The 20,022-nt window shown below is 66.8% G+C and carries 17 protein-coding genes and 2 tRNA genes; 11 read left to right on the plus strand and 8 right to left on the minus strand.

Annotated elements, in window-relative coordinates:
• Positions 1 to 199 precede the first annotated feature (199 nt).
• Positions 200 to 3,073 carry an outer membrane protein assembly factor BamB family protein gene (locus NLF94_RS12270; RefSeq protein ID WP_254837917.1) on the plus strand — a complete coding sequence of 958 codons (2,874 nt, stop codon included), beginning with the start codon at positions 200 to 202 and terminating at the stop codon, positions 3,071 to 3,073.
• Between the two features lie 4 nt (positions 3,074 to 3,077).
• Here NLF94_RS12270 and NLF94_RS12275 read toward each other — a convergent pair whose 3' ends face one another.
• The 4 genes from NLF94_RS12275 to NLF94_RS12290 all read right to left on the minus strand — a co-directional run bounded on the left by NLF94_RS12275 (position 3,078) and on the right by NLF94_RS12290 (position 5,482).
• The gene (locus tag NLF94_RS12275; RefSeq protein ID WP_254837918.1) at positions 3,078 to 3,494 is read right to left on the minus strand and encodes a hypothetical protein; all 417 of its coding nucleotides are present in this window, start codon (positions 3,492 to 3,494) and stop codon (positions 3,078 to 3,080) included.
• 206 nt (positions 3,495 to 3,700) lie between these two features.
• A tRNA-Thr gene (locus NLF94_RS12280) sits at positions 3,701 to 3,774 on the minus strand.
• Positions 3,775 to 3,785: 11 nt separating this feature from the next.
• Positions 3,786 to 4,235, minus strand: coding sequence for a GNAT family N-acetyltransferase (locus tag NLF94_RS12285; protein ID WP_254841424.1), 450 nt, complete (start codon positions 4,233 to 4,235; stop codon positions 3,786 to 3,788).
• Positions 4,236 to 4,297: 62 nt separating this feature from the next.
• Positions 4,298 to 5,482, minus strand: coding sequence for a phosphoglycerate kinase (locus NLF94_RS12290; RefSeq protein ID WP_254837919.1), 1,185 nt, complete (start codon positions 5,480 to 5,482; stop codon positions 4,298 to 4,300).
• 230 nt (positions 5,483 to 5,712) lie between these two features.
• On the opposite strand from NLF94_RS12290, the gene NLF94_RS12295 reads away from it, so the two are divergent.
• Genes NLF94_RS12295 through NLF94_RS12310 form a run of 4 tightly spaced genes read left to right on the plus strand, consistent with a single transcriptional unit; the run spans position 5,713 to position 9,830 of the window.
• Complete coding sequence (locus tag NLF94_RS12295) at positions 5,713 to 6,831, plus strand: branched-chain amino acid ABC transporter permease (protein WP_254837920.1); 1,119 nt, start codon at positions 5,713 to 5,715, stop codon at positions 6,829 to 6,831.
• Complete coding sequence (locus NLF94_RS12300; RefSeq protein WP_254837921.1) at positions 6,828 to 8,195, plus strand: branched-chain amino acid ABC transporter permease; 1,368 nt, start codon at positions 6,828 to 6,830, stop codon at positions 8,193 to 8,195. The genes NLF94_RS12295 and NLF94_RS12300 overlap by 4 nt, the downstream gene beginning before the upstream one ends.
• Entirely contained in the window at positions 8,188 to 9,087 is a 900-nt protein-coding gene (locus NLF94_RS12305; RefSeq protein WP_350355825.1) for an ABC transporter ATP-binding protein, read from the plus strand. The genes NLF94_RS12300 and NLF94_RS12305 overlap by 8 nt, the downstream gene beginning before the upstream one ends.
• The gene (locus NLF94_RS12310) at positions 9,084 to 9,830 is read left to right on the plus strand and encodes an ABC transporter ATP-binding protein (RefSeq protein WP_254837922.1); all 747 of its coding nucleotides are present in this window, start codon (positions 9,084 to 9,086) and stop codon (positions 9,828 to 9,830) included. Before NLF94_RS12305 ends, NLF94_RS12310 begins: the two co-directional genes overlap by 4 nt.
• A 287-nt stretch (positions 9,831 to 10,117) precedes the next feature.
• Here the strand turns inward: NLF94_RS12310 and NLF94_RS12315 are convergent, their stop codons facing one another.
• From NLF94_RS12315 to NLF94_RS12325, 3 genes are all read right to left on the minus strand, one after another.
• Positions 10,118 to 11,413 carry an ABC transporter substrate-binding protein gene (locus NLF94_RS12315; protein ID WP_254837923.1) on the minus strand — a complete coding sequence of 432 codons (1,296 nt, stop codon included), beginning with the start codon at positions 11,411 to 11,413 and terminating at the stop codon, positions 10,118 to 10,120.
• Positions 11,414 to 11,578: 165 nt separating this feature from the next.
• Positions 11,579 to 12,340 carry a GTP cyclohydrolase III gene (locus NLF94_RS12320; RefSeq protein ID WP_254841426.1) on the minus strand — a complete coding sequence of 254 codons (762 nt, stop codon included), beginning with the start codon at positions 12,338 to 12,340 and terminating at the stop codon, positions 11,579 to 11,581.
• Positions 12,341 to 12,439: 99 nt separating this feature from the next.
• Positions 12,440 to 12,742: a DUF5785 family protein gene (locus NLF94_RS12325; protein ID WP_254837924.1), complete on the minus strand. Its 303-nt coding sequence runs from the start codon at positions 12,740 to 12,742 to the stop codon at positions 12,440 to 12,442.
• A gap of 131 nt (positions 12,743 to 12,873) precedes the next feature.
• On the opposite strand from NLF94_RS12325, the gene NLF94_RS12330 reads away from it, so the two are divergent.
• Entirely contained in the window at positions 12,874 to 13,524 is a 651-nt protein-coding gene (locus NLF94_RS12330; protein ID WP_254837925.1) for a helix-turn-helix domain-containing protein, read from the plus strand.
• A gap of 68 nt (positions 13,525 to 13,592) precedes the next feature.
• On the opposite strand, the gene NLF94_RS12335 is transcribed toward NLF94_RS12330, so the two are convergent.
• A complete protein-coding gene (locus NLF94_RS12335; protein WP_254837926.1) occupies positions 13,593 to 14,042 on the minus strand; it encodes a DUF5793 family protein in 450 nt (149 codons plus the stop codon).
• A gap of 144 nt (positions 14,043 to 14,186) precedes the next feature.
• Between NLF94_RS12335 and NLF94_RS12340 the strand changes: the two genes are divergently transcribed.
• The 5 genes from NLF94_RS12340 (at position 14,187) to NLF94_RS12360 (ending at position 19,508) form a co-directional block, all read left to right on the plus strand.
• Complete coding sequence (locus NLF94_RS12340) at positions 14,187 to 14,687, plus strand: DUF7549 family protein (RefSeq protein ID WP_254837927.1); 501 nt, start codon at positions 14,187 to 14,189, stop codon at positions 14,685 to 14,687.
• 170 nt (positions 14,688 to 14,857) lie between these two features.
• Positions 14,858 to 16,495, plus strand: a complete 1,638-nt coding sequence (locus NLF94_RS12345; protein ID WP_254837928.1) for a type II/IV secretion system ATPase subunit — start codon at positions 14,858 to 14,860, stop codon at positions 16,493 to 16,495.
• Positions 16,496 to 18,592, plus strand: a complete 2,097-nt coding sequence (locus NLF94_RS12350; RefSeq protein ID WP_254837929.1) for a type II secretion system F family protein — start codon at positions 16,496 to 16,498, stop codon at positions 18,590 to 18,592.
• A 41-nt stretch (positions 18,593 to 18,633) separates the two neighbouring features.
• A complete protein-coding gene (locus NLF94_RS12355) occupies positions 18,634 to 19,290 on the plus strand; it encodes a class I SAM-dependent methyltransferase (protein WP_254837930.1) in 657 nt (218 codons plus the stop codon).
• 147 nt (positions 19,291 to 19,437) lie between these two features.
• Positions 19,438 to 19,508: transfer RNA gene (locus tag NLF94_RS12360), tRNA-Gly, on the plus strand.
• Positions 19,509 to 20,022 lie beyond the last annotated feature (514 nt).

A 20,022-nucleotide genomic window follows, 5' to 3' on the forward strand; every position in this document is an offset into this window, starting at 1 on the left:
AAAGGAACTGCGGTCGTACCACCTCGGCGGTCGTCCGTTAGCCTGTTGGGGGGCTCTCGTCGCGGAGGGGGACGGAACCGTAGGGGGGAGACATGTACACGACTGGTTCGATCCGTGGCGGCCGGCCGGCGGTATCGGGGCGTACGCAAGTGACTGGAGCCTTCGCGTCGGGGCGGGGGTCCTCGGGCAGGTGGACACCGTGACGGCGCGCGGCCGACGGCGGCGGGTCCTCCTCGCCGTGGGCCTCTTCGTCGCCGCGGTCGCCGTCCTCGTGGCCGCGACGGGCGGCGTCGCCGCCACGCCCGACGCGGGTGCGACCAACGACACCGTCGGTACCGAGTCCGTCCAGGGCGCGGACGACCGGACCCGGGTGGACCCGACGACGGCGTGGCCGCGGCGGGCGACCGGCCACGTCTTCATGGAGTACCCCAACGGGAACACTGGCGTCTGCTCGGCGGCGACCATCTCCGAGACGGTCATCCTGACGGCGGCCCACTGCGTCTACAACTCCACCACGAACGAGTGGGCCAACGAGACGCTGGTCTTCCGGCCGGCGCGGCACAACGCCTCGACGGCGCCGTACGGCTCCGCCGACTGGACCCACATCGTGACGTACAAGAACTGGACCGACAGCGGCAACAACGACTACGACGTCGCCATCGTCCAGCTCGACCGGCCGATCGGCAAGGTCGTCGGCTACATGGGCCGGGTGGCCGCCCCCTCGAACCACCCGCTGTACTCGGGGTGGGTGAACCTCAACCAGTATCCGGCCGACAAGCCCTTCGGGACGATGTGGTTCGACTCCAACAAGACGGGCACCTCCCTCACGGGCGACGGCAAGCACATCAGGCACAACGCCGACACCGCCGGCGGGTCCAGCGGGAGCGCCCTCTACAAGTACTACTCCGGGAACGGCGGCTGTCCCCCGTGGGCGTCCTGTCCCGGTCGGTACACCGCGGGCGTCCACACCTACGCCGGCAACTTCGCCAACCGGCTCACCCCCTCGAAGTTCGCGGACATCGAGTACTGGATGAACACCGTCGTCGACGAGAGCCTGGTCGACGATAACGCCGACCTGGTCGACGACGGCCCCCGGTGGACCGACCTCGACGACTCGACGGTCTCGCCCGGCGGCAGCGTCGGCGTCAGTCACGACGTCCGCAACATCGGCACCTCGCGGGTCTCCAACAGCCGCGCCTCGGGGTCGGGAGCCGACTTCACCGTCGAGTACTACCTCTCGACCCTCGACGACGGCGTCGACAGCTTCGACACGAAGGTCGACGAGCGGACCGTCTCCGCCGACGTCGCTCCGTTCGACTACGCGAACGTCGACACGGACGTCGACATTCCCTCCGATACGATCGAGGACGACTACTACGTCTGCTACGAGATAGACGCCGACGCCGAGGTCACGGAGTTCGACACCGACAACAACGACGCCTGCACCGACGAGCAGGTCACCGTCTCCTCGACGACGACCGAGGCGGTCGAGACCGACGGCGCCACCGTCTACGTCGGCTCCAACGACACCAGCCTGTACGCGGTCGACGCCGACACCGGCCAGGCGGCCTGGACGTTCACGGAACCGGCCGGGCAGGTCATCGGGTCGCCGACCGTCGTCGACGGGACGGTCTACGTCGGCACCGGCGTCGCCGAAACCGACACTCCCGGGGCGCTGTACGCCATCGACGCCGACACCGGCGACAAGGAGTGGGAGTTCACGGTGACGGACCGGGTCTTCACCTCCTCGCCGACCGTCGTCGACGGAACGATTTACCTCGGCGGCACCGAGGCCAACGAGAGCCAGAGCCTCGGCGAGGGGAACGGCGAACTGTACGCCGTCGACGCAGCGACCGGACAGAAGCAGTGGGAGTACACCGACACCAGGGGCGCCGTCATCAGTTCGCCCAACGTCGACGACGGCACCGTCTACGTCGGCTCCTTCAACGCGACCGCCCAGAACGGAACGCTACACGCCGTCGACGCCGGCACGGGCCAACAGGAGTGGGTCTACAGTGGCCCCAACTCGTTCGTCTTCTCGTCGCCGACGGTCCACGACGGCACGGTGTACGTCGCCTCCGACGGCGTCTACGCCGTCGACGCGGCCACCGGCGCCGAGGAGTGGTCCTTCGTCGACGTCTCCTTCATCGACTCCTCGCCGACGGTCGCCAACGGCTCGGTGTTCGTCGGCACATGGGACGAAACGGTCTACGCCTTCGACGCCGCCACCGGCACGCCCGAGTGGAGCTTCCACGAGCCGAGCGGTATCGTCAGTTCCTCGCCCACCTACTCGAACGGCACCGTCTACGTCGGCTCCGACGACACGGCGCTGTACGCCGTCGACGCGGCGTCGGGCACCCAGGAGTGGCGGTTCAACGGGTCGACCGACTACGTCCGCTCGTCACCGACCGTCCGGGACGGAACCGTCTTCGTCGGCTCCAACGACGGCAACCTCTACGCCGTCGACGCCTCGTCCGGTCAGGAGGCCTGGAGTTACTCGGGGGTCGGCGAGATCGGCGTCTCCTCGCCCACCGTCGTCGCGGACCCAGCCGGCGGCGACAGCGTCGGCACGCGGGTGGCACTCCGGACGCTCGGCCACCACAACGAGTCGACGACCGACGGCGGCACGCAGGTGGACAAGTCCCAGCTGACCTACCTCCAGCAGGTCGCAAAGAGCCCGTGGGCGACGCCGCCGACGGGGAACGTCGACCCCGTCGACCCGCCGCCCTTTGCGCCCTTCTCGGGGACGGCCACCCGCGGCATCGCCATCGACGAGAACGGCAACGTCCAGACGTTCCAGTTGCCGGGCCAGCGAATCACCGCCGCCGCCCCCGGCGACGAGGGCCTGCTGGAGAACCGCGACGCCATCGCCGACGACGGCAGCACGGACCGCAGCGGCACCACTGGCTTCGTGGGACTCGGCGTCCCCCAGTACGCCAACGACGACGGCGTCGTCGACAACGACGGCCTGCGGACCGCCGTCGACGACTGGCGCGTCCAGAACACCTCGACGGTCACGCTCCGGGACACCGTCGACGTCTGGCGGACGGGCGAGACCGTCACCGTCGGGTGAGCGCCTAGGGACCGTCGATTCCGGTCCCGAGTCCGACGTGTCGCCACCGCTGGAGAAGGTAGACGAACGTGACGAAGAACGGCGAAAGCAGGAGGTGGGCCAGCACGTACGCCCACCAGACGGGCCGCCAGTCGGCATCGGCCGCTCGCAGACGCTTTGCCTCGACGCGATAGGCGAAAAGCGAGAGCAGCGAACAGACTATCGTGCCGAAGACGGCCGCGAATCCGACGAGACGGAGCGGTTCGGGCCGCCCGGCCGCGATGAGGACCACGACCGAACCACCGAACGCGAGCGTTCCGACGGCCGCGAGATGCCAGCGGCTCTCGAACGGGACCGCCTTCGGATCCTCGGGGCGTCGTCGAGAGGAATGTCCCCGCCCGTCGACGCCCCGCGACTGACTGCCGTTTGCGCCCTCGGTCACGACGTGTATTCATTGCTCTAATTACTTCATTTTAACTATTATTGGTCGAGATATTACTTCGGTAGGTCCGTCGGGTGGCCGGTATTCCCTCCCGTTTCCCGGGCGACCCGGTGAGGGTGGTGCCCGAATCGCTGATTCGAGGCGAGGATTCGACGTGAACTCGCCGACTGAAGAGGTTTCGTACAGGCCTTGAACCTGAGTGAGTAAGCCAGGGGTGGGATTTGAACCCACGAACTCCCGATTACAAGTCGGGTGCTTGAACCGCCCAAGCTCCCCTGGCGCGTTCGGGGCTTAGCCGTCGTCCGTTGTGAGGCTATCGCTTTCGAGCGACTTCTCGAGTTCGACCCGGTGTGGGGTGTAGCCGTGCCGGCGGTAGAACCGGCGGGCGGCGTCGTTGTCGGCCATCGCCTCCAGGCCGACGGCGTCGACGCCGTACTCGCCGAGAGTCGCTTCGGCGGCCGCAAGCAGCGCGCTGCCGACGCCCTCGTCGCGGTCGCCCTCGCGGACGTAGACGTTGTGGACGACCCCGCGGGCGACCTCCTGGGTGTAGCTCTCGGATTCGAGGCCGAACGTGACGAAGCCGACGACCGCACCGCCGTCCGTTCGGCGGGCGACGAGGGTGGTGTCGGTGACGACGTGCTGGAGCATCGTCTCGTGGATGCGGTCGCGGTTCTCGGCGGCCAGCAGATGCGACCCGTGGCGTCGCTGGTCGGCCGCCAGTTCGACCCACAGGTCCGCCATCGCGTCGGCGGCGTCCGTGTCTGCGGCCTCGATGACGTAGCCGGGCGGGGCGTCGGGCACGGTCACACCCGGAGCGCCTCGACGCCCGCCAGCGTCTCCCCCGAAAGCATCCGGAGGGCGGCGCCGCCGCCGGTCGAGACGTGGTCGAATCCCTCGACGCCGAGCTTTCGCATCGCCGCGGCCGTGTCGCCGCCGCCGACGATGCTCATCTCGGCCCGGGTGGCGGCCCCGTACAGTTCGCGGGTGCCGAACTCGAAGCGTTCGTCCTCGAAGACGCCCGGCGGGCCGTTGAGGATGGCCGTCCCGGCGTCCTCGAGGATGTCGGCGTAGGCGGCCAGCGTCCGGGCGCCGATGTCCATGGCGGGTTCCTCGGCCGGCAGGTCGTCGAGGTCGACCTCGACGCGCTCGCCGTCCCGCTCGACGGCGATGTCCCTGGGCATGTAGATTCGGTGGCTGAAGTCGTCCAGCAGGTCGCCGGCGGCCTTGACCGCCTTGTGGCTCCGCTCGTTGACGACGCCGGCGGAGGCCGCCCCCAGCGAGACGCCGTCGGCGAGCAGGAAGGCGTTGCCGACGATGCCCGCCGTCAGCACCGAATCCGCCAGCCCGCGCTCCAGCACCGACCGGGCGACGTCGATTGAGTCTTCGACCTTCGCGCCGCCGAGGACGTACACGCGCGGTTCCGGGCTCTCCTCGATGTTTCCGAGGACGTCCAGTTCCCGCTCCATGACGCGGCCGGCGTAGGCGTCCAGCGCCGTCGGGAAGCCGACGATAGAGGGCTGGCTCCGGTGGGCGGCGGCGAAGGCGTCGTTGACGTAGGCGTCCAGGGCGGGCGCGAGCCGCGAGACGAGGAACGTCTCGGCGGCCACGTCGGGTTCGAAGGACATGTACTCCTCCGAGTAAAAGCGGGTGTTCTCCAGGAGGACCGCCTCGCCGTCCTCGAGTGCGGCCACGCTATCGCGGGCCGCCGCAGTGAAGGTCGCATCACAGTAGCCGACCGGCGCGTCCAGCAGGTCGTCGAGCCGATCGGCGTGCGCCGAGAGGTCGCTGAACTCGTCGCCGCCGGGGCGGCCCTGGTGGGCGAGCAGCGCCACACGCGCCCCGAGTCCGCAGCACTCGTCGATCGTATCGACGTGCGCCCGGAGCCGTGCGTCGTCCGCCAGCCCGTCCCTGCCCAGCGGGCTGTTGATGTCGACGCGCACGCCGAGTGCGGCCCCCTCGGCGTCCAGGTCGTCGAGGGTCCGGATCATACTCTGAGGTCCCCCGGCTGGGGCAAAGGCGTTACGTTCCCCGTCGCCCCGGCAGTCCCCACCGTGGTCGACCGACTCGTTCCGTTCGCTGTGGGTCCCACCAGGGTCAAACCGATCGCCGATGCACGTTCGAAAAACCGGCAATGCCGGGGCGTTCAAACACGATGAACCGGAAAAGAGCGATAGTTCTTTTACGGAACGCGCCCCGCTATCGTCCGTGACTCAGAACCATGGGTGTAACTAGGCAACTTCGAGCGCTGGCGCCGTTCGTCATGGCGGCCGCACTTGGCTACCTCCTCGTCGACCTGGTGGCCAAGCTCGCCGGCGTGACCGTCGACCCCGGCGGGGTCTTCCTGCTCGGCGGTCACATCGCCGTCTCGTCCGTGTTCAAGTTCATCGCCAACGGCCTGATCCTCGGGCTGATAATCGGGCTGGCCGGAGTCGGGCTCTCTATGACGTACAGCATCCTGAACTTCGCAAACTTCGCCCACGGCGACTACCTCACCGTCGGGGCCTTCTCCGGATGGACCGCCGCCTACATCGTCGCGCTGGTCACCCTCGGCCTCGAGCAGCCGTTCGGTCGGCTGTTCCTCCTTGACGTCCCATCCGTCGTGTCCATCGCCAAGTCACCGCTGGCCGTGGTCGTCGGACTCGCGGTCTCGGCCGCCTTCGCGGTCGGTCTGGCGCTGGCGCTGGACCGCGTCGTGTACAAACCGATGCGTAACCGCGGCGGCATCCCACTCCTCATCGCGTCCATCGGGGTCGCCCTGTTCCTCCGGTACAGCATCGTGTTCGTCTGGGGCACGAGTACCCGCGGCGTCACCGCCGTCGGCGCGGATTCCCTCCCGTCGTTTTCGATCCCTATCGTGGACGGGACATACACACTCAACCTCCACGAGATCACGATGGTCGTCGCCGCGGTCGCACTCATGCTTGGGGTGCACATCCTCCTGCAGTTCACCAAGCTCGGGAAGGCCATGCGCGCGATGGCCGATAACAAGGCCCTCGCCCAGGTGACGGGTATCCCCACCGAGCGCGTCGTGCGGGCGACCTGGATCATCGGCGGCGGCCTCGCCGGCATGGCCGGGTTCCTCATCATCCTCAATCGTGGCGTCCTCTCGTTTAACTTCGGCTGGCGGCTCCTGCTATTCATCTTCTCCGGCGTCATTCTCGGCGGCATCGGGTCGGTGTACGGCGCCATCGGCGGCGGGATCATCATCGGGATCGCCTCCCGGATGGCGCTCGTCTGGATCCCCTCCGAGTTCGCCCGCGTCGCCGCATTCATGGTCATGATCCTCGTGTTGCTGTTCCGGCCATCCGGCCTCTTCGGGGGGGTGACAACCGCATGAGCATCGGTCAGGCCCTCTGGCAAGCGATCCCGTCGGCGATCCGGGAGGACGACACCCGACTCATCGTCGCCATCCTGGTCGTGGTGTCGATCGGGTACATGCTCACCGGCGGCCTGCAGGCGTTCCTCGCCGACCAGTCCGAACTGGCGAACGCGATGGCGAACTCGATGCGGTTCATCCTCCTGACGGCGACCGCCTACGCCCTCCTCACGCTCGCGTTGAACCTCCACTGGGGATACACCGGCCTGTTCAACATCGGTGTCGCCGGGTTCATGGCAGTCGGGACCTACACCGCGTACATCCTGGCCGCACCGCCAGGCGGCCGACCCGCTCCGGGCCTCGGTCTCCCGGTGCCGGTCGCCATCCTCGGCGGTGTTATCGCCGCCGGGCTCGTGGGCGGCATCGTTGCGCTCCCCGCGCTCCAGCTCGACGCGGACTACTTCGCGATCGTCACGGTGGGCTTTTCGGAGATCGTGCGGTTGAGCATCCAGGCGAGCACCTTCTCCGGGACCGTCCAGGACCCGAACCTCGACACCTACAACGTCGTCAACATCCTCGGGTTCAAGTTCGGGACCGGCGGCGGTCGTGGCATAAGCTCGCCGATCGGCCCCGTGACCGACCCGCTCTTCGAGGGCTCACCACCGCCAGCCCAACCGCTCTTGGACATTACCAGTCAGTTCGGGATCGGGACCACCGTCGTAAAGGGGCTCGTCTATGTCGTGTTCCTCTTGCTTTTCTTCCTCACGACCTACTACGTGGTCTCCCAGCGACTCGGGAACTCGCCGTTCGGTCGCGTCTTGAAGGCGATCCGGGAGGACGAAACCGTCGCCCAATCGCTCGGGAAGGACACCCGCTGGTTCAAGATCAAGGTGTTCATGCTCGGTGCTGCGATGATGGGCCTCGCCGGTATCCTCTGGCGTGGTCGCGCCGGCTACATCAACCCGCCGGCGTTCAGGCCGCTCATCACCTTCTACGTGTTCACGGCACTCATCATTGGCGGCGCCGGGTCGAACACTGGGAGCGTGATCGGAGCCATCGCGTTCACCTCACTGCTGTTGAACGGGCCGCGCCGAGTGGCGGGCCTGATCAACGGCGCCTTCGGCGGACTCCCGACCCCGTCGGACTTCTGGGTGGCCGCGAGTTCGCTGGACCCGATCATGTATCTCGGATTCATCGTCTCCGAGAGCTCCACGTTGAAGTTCCTCGTGGTCGGCGTCGTTATCGTCTACCTGATGCAGAACCGGCCCGAGGGGTTGATGGGCCATCGGAAGGATATCGCCTCCAGCATCGATCTCTCCGACCGGCCCGACACGACCGACGGCGGGCGCATGCCCACCGATGACGGAGGTGACTCCGATGAGTGAATCGGACGACCCGCCCGTCGACGGTGGCGACGCGCCGGTCCAGACGAACGTTCCGGACGACGTCGAGGTCGACCCCGAAGCCGGCGACTCCAGCGTCGAGGAGGAGGCCAAAGAGATGCCCCGTGGGCTCCCACTCCGCGTCCAGAACCTCCAGAAACGGTTCGGCGGCATCACCGCGATAGATGGCGCAAGCTTCGAGGTCGAGGAAGGATCGCTCACCGGCCTCATCGGCCCGAACGGCGCCGGGAAGTCAACGACGTTCAATTGCATCACCGGCATCCACGAGCCCGATGGCGGTACGGTGCTCTTCCAGGGCGAAGACATCACCGGCCTGAAACCGTATGATGTCGCCAACCGCGGACTCGTCAGAACCTTCCAGATCGCCCGGGAACTCGAGGAGATGACCGTCCTCGAGAACCTGATGCTCGCCCCGCAGGGCCAGAAGGGCGAGCGCCTCACGTACGCGGTCACGCCGGGGCTCCGCAAAAGCGTCAAGCGCGACGAGGAGGCGATCCGCGAGGAGGTCTGGGAGACGCTCGAACTGTTCGAGATCGACCACCTCGCCGAGGAGTACGCCGGCAACCTCTCGGGTGGCCAGCGGAAGCTCCTCGAGATGGCACGCGCCATCATGACCGACCCAGCGATGTTGATGCTGGACGAGCCCTTCGCCGGTGTCAACCCGACGCTCGAGGAGAAGCTACTCGACCGGATCCACGAACTCACCGAACGGGGCTATACGTTCCTGCTGGTTGAACACGACATGGACCTCATCATGGAGCACTGCGAACATATCATCGTCATGCACCAGGGCGATGTCCTGGCGGAGGGCACCGCCGACGACATCCGTGGAAACGAACAGGTCGTCGAGGCCTACCTGGGTGAGGACATATGAGCGCCGAGACCGAGAACCGACACCCTGTGACGCTGAAGGACGGCATCCTCGAGGTCCGCGACCTCGATGCCGGCTACGGCGACCTCCAGATCCTCGACGATGTCGACCTCGACGTCGACGACGGCGAGTACGTCACAATCGTCGGCCCGAACGGCGCCGGCAAGTCGACGCTGATGAAGAGCGTCTTCGGGCTGACGAACTACATGGGCGGCAACATCGTGTTCAACGACGAGGCGATCGCCGGCCAGAAGCCCGAGGAGATCATCCACAAGGGAATCGGCTACGTCCCGCAAAACGAGAACATCTTCGGGAAACTCTCGGTCCGCGAGAACCTCGAGATGGGCGCGTACATTCTCGATTCCGTCCCCGAGGACCGCATCCAGGAGGTCTACGAGTACTTCCCCGTGCTTGAGGAGCGCACCGGCCAGAACGTTGGGTCGATGTCGGGCGGCCAACAGCAGATGGTCGCGATGGGCCGCGCACTGATGCTCGACCCCGACCTCCTGATGCTCGACGAACCCTCCGCGGGGCTGGCGCCCGACCTCGTCGAGGAGATGTTCGACCGCATCGACCGCATCAACGAGTCCGGCACCGCCGTCCTCATGGTCGAACAGAACGCCAAGGAGGCGCTTCGGCGCTGCGACCGTGGCTACGTCCTCGTCCAGGGCGGGAACCGCTACATGGACGCGGGTGACGCCCTCCTGGACGACGAGCAGGTCCGGCAGGACTTCCTCGGCGGCTGACGTCGACGCCCCGCCCCAGTCTTCTCACGTTCGAGTCCACAAGCCAGCGACACTCTCTCCCGCGCACCGTCGCCGCTCCGGGACGGTGCCTGAACCGACGGACGGGCGACCAAATGACTCGAGCGTTCACACCCAGCCGGTAGTGACTCGACCAGCCGCCATCCCACGCCGTCTGCCAGCGGGTCGATGCCTCCCAGGCGTCGGCATCGACGGACCGGGTTCGACTGTGCTATCAGAGGAGTGCCGCCGCTCCGAGGGGCGGCGGCCGAAAGAATTGCGTGGGTGGTTTACTGGCCGAACTGGACGGAGCCCGTCTCGGCGAAGTCGCGGTCCTCGACCTCGAAGATGCCGTAGGAGACCGCGACCATGTCGCCGGCATCGTTGAAGTTACACGCGGAGGATGCGCCCTGGTAGTTGATGTCGTCGCCAGCGGCGGCCGCCTCGAACGCGTCCGCCAGGCTGTCGGGCCCGAACGTCTCGCCTTCGGGGTTCGCGGCGCGACGCATGTTGTCCCGAACGGCGGGGCCGGCGTTCTCGCCGGCGTAGACGTTTGCGAGCAGACAGATGGCCGTCGCGTCGTAGGCCTGCGCGTTGAACACGCCGGGTGCGCGGCCGTACTCGTCCTGGTACAGCGAGTCGAACGCCTCGCGGCCGGGGCCGGCGGCCTTCGGGGCCGTCCCGGTGACGTTCGCCATGTCGTTGTCGACGTCGTCCGGCAGGTCGTTGGCGATGAGGCCGTCCGTGACGACGATGTCCTCGCCGGAGGCGAAGTCCGCGTAGTAGTCACGGAACAGCTGGACGCCCGAGGCCGGGTACCCGATGACGATGAGCGAATCCGGCTCGTCTGCCAGTGCGGTCTCCAGCTGGGAGCTGTACGAGGACTGCTCCTTCTGGAACCCGACCTGCGTCTGCGTGGTGCCGGAGAACGAGGACGCGAACGACTGCGACAGCGACTGCCCGTAGGAGTTGTTCACGTACATCGTCGCTGCCGTGTCGTTGCCGAGGTTCTCGGAGACGACTTGCGCAATGACTTGGCCCTGGAGCGCGTCTGAGGGCGCCGTCCGGAAGATGAAGTCGTCGTCGTCTAGGTCCGTCACGGCGGGCGACGTCGACGAGGGTGAGCAGCCGACGGTCTGGTTCGGGATCAGCGCCTGCCGGGTCACCTGCAGGTTCACCCCGGAGGAGGCGGTCCCCGTCACAGCCGGATAGCCGTTGTTGACGAGGGTGTTTGCACCCTGAATTCCGGCTTGCGGGTTGGTCTCGGTGTCCTCCTGCTGGAGGTCGATGGTGAAGTCGATATTGCCCTCGAGTTGAGCCTTCGGCAGGATTGCGCCATCACGGATGGGCTTGCCCAGCGACCCGAGGTCACCGGTCAGCGGCAGGAGGATGCCCTGCTTGAGGGTCCGGCCCATGTCACCGTTGCCGTTGCCGTTGCCGTTGCCGTTGCCGTTGCCGTTCCCATTGCCGTTCCCGTTCCCATTGCCGTTGCCGTTGCCGTTGCCGGTACATCCGGCGAGGCCGAACGAAATCCCCGCAATTCCTACACCCTTCAGCATGTCTCGTCGTTGCACGTCGCGTGACATACCCATCCCCAGCAACCGTTGGCATATAAAATTAAGCCTCGTGGATGGGGTTCACCGAGATAAAAAGACCAAGGAATGCCCAGGTTACGTTCACAAACGCCGATATTAATCGGTGGCTACCGACCAAACGGGTCGTTTTCCGGGGTCGGGCCGCCGGGGGGCCGTTCACTCGGCGAACTCGACGTCGGTGGTCTCCTCCCGGCAGGTCTCGAGGGCGTGTTTGGCGGCCATGCCGGCTTCCTGGGCGGTTTCCGCGCGCCCGACGCCGACCTTCAGGTCGACGCCGACCGACTCGTGGACGTGTTCCACGGCGTCGGCGTAGCCCTCCTGGTCGATCGCCTCACAGACCGCGATGATGTTGTCGCCGCCGACGAAGAACGACAGCGAGTCGTGGGCCCGCCGCATGTACCGCATCAACTCGGCGTACCCCTGCTCGATGTTGATGAAGGAGTCGAACTCGTTGAGGCGGTCGGTGTACTTGCCGGTGGCGTCGTTGACGTCGAAGTGGGCGATCTGGACATCGGTGCCGGCCCGCTCGGTGTCGGCCAGCGGCGTCCCCTTCAGTATCTCGGTCCGGCCCCGGTCCTGTGCGCTGCCGGCATCCTGAAGCTGGCTGGTGGCGACGCCGAGTGCCTCGGCCGGCGAGGGGTCGACCGCGATCGACAGGCTGACCGTCACCGGGTAGCGGTTGGCGATGGACTCCTGAATCAGCGCGTGGTCGTCGACGTCGAGGCCGTTGGTCACCGCGACCATGTTGTCGAATCGGGTGAAGAAGACGTACCCCTCGCGGTTGCCGAACAGCTGTGAGAGGTCCGCGTAGAGCCGCGACTGCATCGTCTGGAGGTCCACCTCCCGGCGGGGCTCCGGCGTCACGGTCCAGGGACCGTAGTTGTCTATCTGGATGAGCGTCAACTGCGTGTTCGTCACGCCCGCAGGTTCGGCGCGGTCCGGTATTTGCCTTGCCATCCGCGGCGCTCGACCGCGGGCGTCCCGGGCCAACGGTCCGACGGCCGACCGGCCGGGTCCTCAGGCGTGTTTTTCGACGTCTATCTCCCACATCCCCGCCCCGCGCATCGCCCGGCCGACGGCCTTGTGGAAGGCGACGATGTCCTCGAACTCCGTCTCCTCGACGTTCTCGAAGATGTCGGCGACGCTGACGACCCGCTCGTGGTTGAGCCGGACCGGTTCGTCGCCGTGCGCCTCGACGAACTCGGCTTTCTCCAGCGGGAAGTCCTCGTCCTCGTCGAGCTTCTTTGCGAGTATCGCCTGTCCGTACTTGCGCATCCCCTCCGAACCCTCCTCGCCGTCGGGGTCGTGCGGCCAGTCCATATCGGAGGTGGGTGAGCCGCCTTCAAAGCGTTTCCGCTCCCGGATCCTGTGAAAGGCTGGCAACGTTTGGAAGGTTTTGTCAGAACCTTAAATCCCCGTCCTACCCCGGTGTGGGGTAGACCGCAGAACCCATGAGGTACCTGAAACTCAGTCTCTCACCGACGGAGCGGGCGATCCACCCCATCGACCGGTTCCTCGCGGACCACGGCGCGATAACGCGGGAAGCGCTGCTGCACGTCGACGCCCGGGCCGACGGGACGACGGTGCTGCTCTACCGCGTGACCGGCAACGGGGAGGCGTTCGACGACGCCCTCGACGGACAGCCGGCAGTCTTCGATCACGAGGTGGTCGACCTCGCAGGGGACGGCTACCACGCGTTCGTACAGGCGAAGGCCGCCGAGGAAGGCGGAACGCTGCTGGACGTCGCCCACGAGCACACGCTCATCGTCGATACGCCGCTCGAGTTCGCCGAGGACGGACTGCGAGCGACGCTCGTCGGCACCCACGACAACCTCCGGGCGGCGCTGGGGACCATCCCCGACACCCTCGAGTTCTCGGTCAACGATGCCGGCACGTACATCCCCGGCAACGAGGACCTGCTCTCGCCGCTGACGGACCGCCAACTGGAGGTCTTCGAGACGGCCGTACAGGAGGGTTACTACGACGTGCCGCGGAAGGCAACCCACAAGGACATCGCCGAGAACCTCGGGTGTGCGCCCTCGACCGTCGACGAACACCTCCGGAAGGCCGAATCGCGCGTCGTCACGGGCCTCATACGCTAATTCGGGAGACTCGATTTTCGGCCGTCTCGAACGTCGAGGGCCGTCGGTGAGGGGTCGTCGAGACCGGGTTACAGTTCGACGCCGCTGGGGATGAGACTCCGACTCCGGAGGAGTTCGCCCTCGTGGTCGTAGACGAGAAGCGTGGACTTGTCGTACGTCGCCAGGTGGTCGCCGCCGGACTCGACGACGATCCGGTAGCGGTCCTCGGTGTCGGTCGCCTGGCCGAACTCCCGTGCGGCCTCGACGAGCGCGAAGACGTCCTCGGCCCCGGCGTTGAGTTCGAGGACGTACTCGCCGGTGACGCGGTCGGCGATAGCGAGCACGCCGGCGCCGTCGTCCTCGGCCCCCTGGAGCCGGTAACCGACGTCTACCTCCGACTCCCCGAGCAGCGATCCGCCTTTCGTCATCCGCGTTTCTAGCTGGTCGGCCGGGCCATCGTAGCCGATGGTGACCACCGGCCGTCGGTTCGCCTCGTCGCCGACGCCGTCGACAGCCAGAGTGAAGTAATCACGCCGCATCCCTTGTTGCTAACGGTTCTACGAGGGCCGACGGCATGAACGTAACGCCACCGTCAGACCCGGCCGCATCGGCCGCCGCACCGATCCGACTCCGAGTGGGTGTCGTTCGGTAGCTTTTATCCCCTCTCGGACACCCGGACGGGTATGTGGGTCCGTTCGGAGTACGCCGGCGAACTGGCCGTGCTGTCGGCGTGGCTGTGTGCGCTGCTGCCCTGGAGCGTCTCGTATACGAGCCTCGGCGATCTCCGGCTGTTCCGCATCCACTTTCTCCCCGCCTTCGTCCAGTTCCTGTCCGGCATCGACCTCGGCGAGGCGGCCGACCCGTTCGTCTTCGTCCACGACGCTCCCGGATTCCCGCAGGGGTCGAGCGTGGCGATGGGGTACCGACTGTGGCTGGCCGCGGCGGCCGTCTTCGCGCTCGCGCTGGCCTGGAGCGTCCTCTACTACGCCTTCGACGAACGGCTGGCCGAACGGTCGCCGCTGGATCCCGTCCGGGTAATGGGCGGGTTACTCCTGGCGACGGCCCTGCCGCTTACCGCCGCGACCTACTACGTCTCCGTCGGGTTCTCCGGCGTCACGGTCCCCGTCGGCGTCGTGTTCATGTACGTGTTCGGGGGGCTCCTCCTGATCGTCGACAGGGCGTGAGACGGGTCCTCGTGGCACGCACTGCTGACGGCCAGCCCCCCGGAGCCGCCGCGGGCGGCGGAGTACGGTCCGCCTAACGGGTCAGGCGTCGAGTCGCCAGCGGGATTTATACGGGCAGAGGAAGTATAGCGCGACAGACACCCACGGACCGCTGTCGGAGGCCCCGATCGATGGCACGCACTCAAGGAAACAGCACTCTGTCGACCGTTCGTGAGCGGCTGTCGCGGACCGCCGAGATACTCCGGGGGTCGAGCGTCCCGGACGAGCAGTACCGACCGAACGACCACGGGCCGATCGTCGAGGATGTCGAGTTCGAGGACCGCGTTGTCGACCGCTACTGGCTGAACCCCCCCTTCGCGTACGTGGTGGTCACGTACGACGACCGGGCGGACAAGCACCTCTACCGGGCCATCGAACCGTCGCTGGACCCCTTCGAGACCGAACTCATCGACGCGCTGTACGACGACGTCCGGACCCCGCTTCTGTACGGCGAAGGCGACTCGCACGACGACCCCGAAGACGCCCTCAGGCGGGAGCTCAAGACCCGCCTCGAGAAGTACGGCGTCGACACCGACGTCGCCGGGTTCTATCGGCTCTACTACTACCTCTACCGTCGGTTCCGTGGCTTCGGGCGCATCGACCCGCTGATGCACGACCCGAACATCGAGGACATCTCCTGTGACGGCTACGAGGTCCCGCTGTACGCCTACCACGACGACTACCAGGACATCGAGACGAACGTCTCCTTCCAGCAGGAGGAACTCGACAGCTACATCGTCCGGATGGCCCAGCAGGCGGGCCGACACATCTCCGTCGGCAACCCGATCGTCGAGACGACCCTGGAGGACGGTTCCCGAGCCGAACTGGCGCTGGGCGAGGAGGTGACCCCGCACGGCTCGGCGTTCACCATCCGGAAGTACAGCGAGGAGCCGTTCACCCCCATCGACCTCCTGGAGTTCGGCACCTACTCGCTGGAGCAGATGGCCTACCTCTGGATGGCCATCGAGCACAACAAGAACATCATCTTCGCCGGCGGGACGGCCTCCGGGAAGACCACCTCGATGAACGCCATCTCGATGTTCATCCCGCCGCGCTCGAAGCTCATCACCATCGAGGACACCCGCGAGCTGGCGCTGCACCACGAGAACTGGCTCTCCAGTGTCACCCGCGAACGGCTCGACGAGGGGTCGAACGTCACGATGTACGACCTGCTCCGGTCGGCGCTGCGGCACCGCCCCGAGTACATCATCGTCGGCGAGGTCCGCGGTGAGGAGGCCATCACGCTGTTCCAGGCGATGAACACCGGCCACACGACGCTGTCGACGATGCACGCCGACTCGGTCCAGACCGTCATCAACCGTCTGGAGAACGAGCCGATCAACGTTCCCCGGCCGATGGTCCAGTCGCTGGACGTCCTCTGCGTGCAGACGCTGGCCCGGTTCGGCGGCGAGCGGGTCCGCCGGGCCGACGCCATCGCCGAAATCGAGGGCATCGACCAGCGGACCGGCGAACTCGACTACACGAACGCCTACGAGTGGCGGTCGGCCGACGACAGCTTCCGGGAGGGCAACAAGAAGCTGCTGGACGAGATACGCGAGGAGCGCGGGTGGGCCCAGTCGGAACTGCTGCGGGAGATGCAGCGCCGCCGGAAGTTCCTCAAGTACCTCTGGGACGAAGGGATCGACCAGTATCAGGACTTCACGGCGATGGTGAACCGCTACTACGCCAGGCCGGGCGAAGTGATGGACCGGATCGGCGAACTGGAGGGCAACGTGGGGGCCATGGCCATCGACGCGGCGGACCAGTAGATGCTGCTGGTCTATCTCCCACTGCTGGCGGCGCTTTCGGTCATCTGTCTGTTCGTGCTGGTTCCGTACAGCGAGCTGCTCGATCGGGTCGTCGCCAGGCTGTCGTTCGCGCTCTTCTCCGGCATCGAGGTCGAACCCGAGAGCCGGCGGGAGCGACTCCTCCGGACGGCGGCTATCGGGACGCCGTACCGGGAGTACGCCACACGAACCCGCCTGTACATCCTCGGGTCGGCGATCGCGAGCACGGTCGTCGGCGCCTACCTCGCGTTCCTCGTCATCGAGCAGGCGGGGCTGACCGAGAGCCTGACGTTCCGGCTCCCGCGGCTGGGGGTCTTCTCGAACGCGCCCAGGCCCGAACGCATCGAGGCCGTCCTGAACGGGGCTGCCGCCGTCGTCGGCGTGCAGGCGGGGGTCGCAATCGCGGTGTTCTTTTCGGCGGCGCTCTTCGGCGCGATCGGCGGTGCCGCCGCCTACCTCGTTCGGTGGAACCTCCCGTCGGTACGGGCCGACACCCGGCGGCGACAGATCGACGCCGGGATGCCGCGGATGGTCGCGTTCGTCTACGCGCTGACCCGGGGCGGAATGTCGTTTCCCGACGTGATGCGGGCGCTGTCGCGCAACGAGGGCGTCTTCGGCGAGAGCGCGACCGAGATCGGCGTCGCCGTCCGGAGCATCGACCTCTTCAGCGTCGACCTCGTGACCGCTATCCGGGAGACCTCCCGCCGGACACCCTCGAACCAGTTCGAACAGTTCAGCGAGAACCTCGGGAGCGTCCTCCAGAGCGGCGGGAACATCTCGGAGTTCCTCCGGAACCAGTACGAACGCTACCGCGAGGAGGCCGAGGAACAACAGCGAGAGATACTCGATTTGCTGGCGACGACGGCAGAAGTGTACGTCACCGTCGTCGTCGCCGGCATGCTCTTTCTGATAACGATACTGTTCATCATCGGCGTCGTCGCCGGCAACACGCTGTTTTCCCTCCAGGTCATCACCTACGTCGTCCTGCCGGCGGTGAACCTGATCTTCGTCGCCTACCTCGCGGACGTCACCCAGCCGCTGCGGATCTCCCGGGACAGCGGGCGAGTGCTGATCGGCGGCGAGGACGGCGGCAACTCGCTGCGCGGGGTCCGGTCGGACGGCGGCTACCTCCGGCCGAACTCCCGGGTCAACCACGGCCGCCTGCATGCCCACCAGCGAATCCGGTCGCTCCGGGATACGGTCGCGTCCCCGCTGCAGTCGATGGTAGAGCGGCCGATCCTCGTCCTCTACGTCACCGTTCCGATCGCCGTCGGCGTCACACTCTATCGACTGCCGACGGCGCTTTCGGCCGGCGGCTTCGACGTCCGCGTCGCCGACGACCTCGTCATCCAGGCCGTCCTCTTTCTGATGGCGACGTTCACGCTCGTCTACGAGGTGAGCAAGCGCCGGCTCAGGCGTCTCGAGGGGTCGGTCCCGGATCTGCTGGACCGGCTTGCGAGCCTCAACGAGGCGGGGACTGCGGTCGTCTCCTCGTTCGATCGGGTCCGGCAGAGCGACCTCGGCCCCCTCGACGAGGAGGTCGAGCGCATCTGGCGAGACATCCAGTGGGGAGCGACCGTCGAGCAGGCGCTGGACCGCTTCGAGAGCCGCGTCCAGACCTCCTCGGTCACCCGCGTCGTGACGCTCATCACCAACGCGATGCGGGCCTCCAACGAGATCGGGCCCGTGCTGCGCATCGCTGCCGAGCAGGCCCGCGCCGACCAGCGGCTCCGCCGGCAGCGTCGCCAGGAGATGCTCACGTACCTCGTCGTCATCTACATCTCCTTTCTCGTCTTCCTGGTCGTCATCGTGGCAATCGACTACGTCCTGATACCGAACCTGCCGGACACCAGCGGGATCGACAGCGACTCGCTGGCGCAGGCGCCCGGCGTCATCGGTGGCATCGAGGGCGGGGACGTCCCGCCGTTCCGGCTCGTCTTCTTCCACGCGGCGCTCATCCAGTCGCTGCTCTCCGGGCTGGTCGGCGGGATGATGGGCGGCGGCTCGATCAAGGACGGCGTCAAGCACGCGACGGTCATGCTGACGATCACGTACGTCGTCCTGACCCTTCTCGGGTGATGAACCGCGCCGTTCTTGGGGCCGCCGCCGGAACGTCGGGCATGGCCGACGACCGCCGGACGGTCCGGGAGACCTACGACGCCATCGCCGAGCACTTCGCACGGACTCGGGCGTACCCGTGGCCGGAGACCGAGACGTTCTGTGCGGACCGGCAGGTCGGCACCGCCCTCGACGTCGGCTGTGGCAACGGCCGGAACGCGGAGGTGCTCGTCGAGCACGCCGAACGCGTCGTCGGGGTGGACGCGAGCCGGAACCTCCTGGCGCTGGCCCGCGAGCGGGTTCCCGAAGGGAGTTTCCTCCAGGGCGACGCCTCGCGGCTCCCGCTGGTTGACGACGCCGTCGACCTGGCGGTCTACGTTGCGACGCTGCATCACCTCCCCGAGCGGGGACTCCGACGGCGGAGCCTCGACGAACTGGCCCGGGTGCTTTCGCCGGGCGGCGAGGCGCTCGTCAGTGCCTGGAGCACGACCCACGACCGCTTCGACGCCCCGGCCGACGCCGAGGTCGGCTTCGACACGCACGTCGACTGGACGCTCCCGGACGGCGAGACAGTCCCCCGCTTCTATCACATCTACGCGCCCCCGGAGTTCGACGCCGACCTCGCCGCCAGCGACCTGACGGTCGTTCGGTCGTGGCGCTCCAGCGGCAACTGCTATGCGGTCGTTACCCCCAGCGACGGGGAACGGAAAGGCCCTTAGTGGGCGGTGTGTTACTACCGACAAGCGCCGATGGTGAGCGGTTCCGAAGGAACCGCGAGTCACGGCGCGAGGAACGAAGTGAGCGCCGATGGTGAGTGATTCCGAAGGAATCACGAACCCCGGGGCGCGAGGAACGGTGTGACGAGCGCGCCGATGGTCTAGTGGTAGGACCTGAGCCTTCCAAGCTCATGGCCCGGGTTCAAATCCCGGTCGGCGCATTGCGAGACCGAACAGAGTGAGGTCTCGAAGACGTGAACGGGGAGCGAAGCGACCCGTGAACGCACTCCCTGCGGTCGTTTGCCGCTTTGATTTCCCGTCGTCCCCACGCGAGTTCCGGTCGGCGAGGCGGTCTCGGGGTCGACCGGTTCCTCCAGCAAGGTATTATCAGGAATAGAAATCGCTCGAACGATATTTATCGGTACGCGTCGTCGATCAATCCGGGGGATTCCGTCGAGAAGGTGGAGATGCACCCGACACGTCGCGGCGTTCGAGTCACGGCGATTCGGAGCCCGAGTGGACCACCCGAGCCGGGATCGCGTTTTATAAAACGGACGTGTGAACTTTTGGTGGATTCACGGATGGTTTTATTCGCCAACAATATTAGGCTCCGCATATAGTAACGAATTATCAGGCATGTCCTCCCTCATCCTCCGACAGATGTGGCGACATGCGCCAGAGGTCTAAGCGAGCGTAAAAAACAGGTGGTATCAACGATAATGTCATCAAACCGAT

This window comes from Natronomonas marina (genome assembly GCF_024298905.1).
GTDB classification, from domain to species: Archaea; Halobacteriota; Halobacteria; order Halobacteriales; family Haloarculaceae; genus Natronomonas; species Natronomonas marina.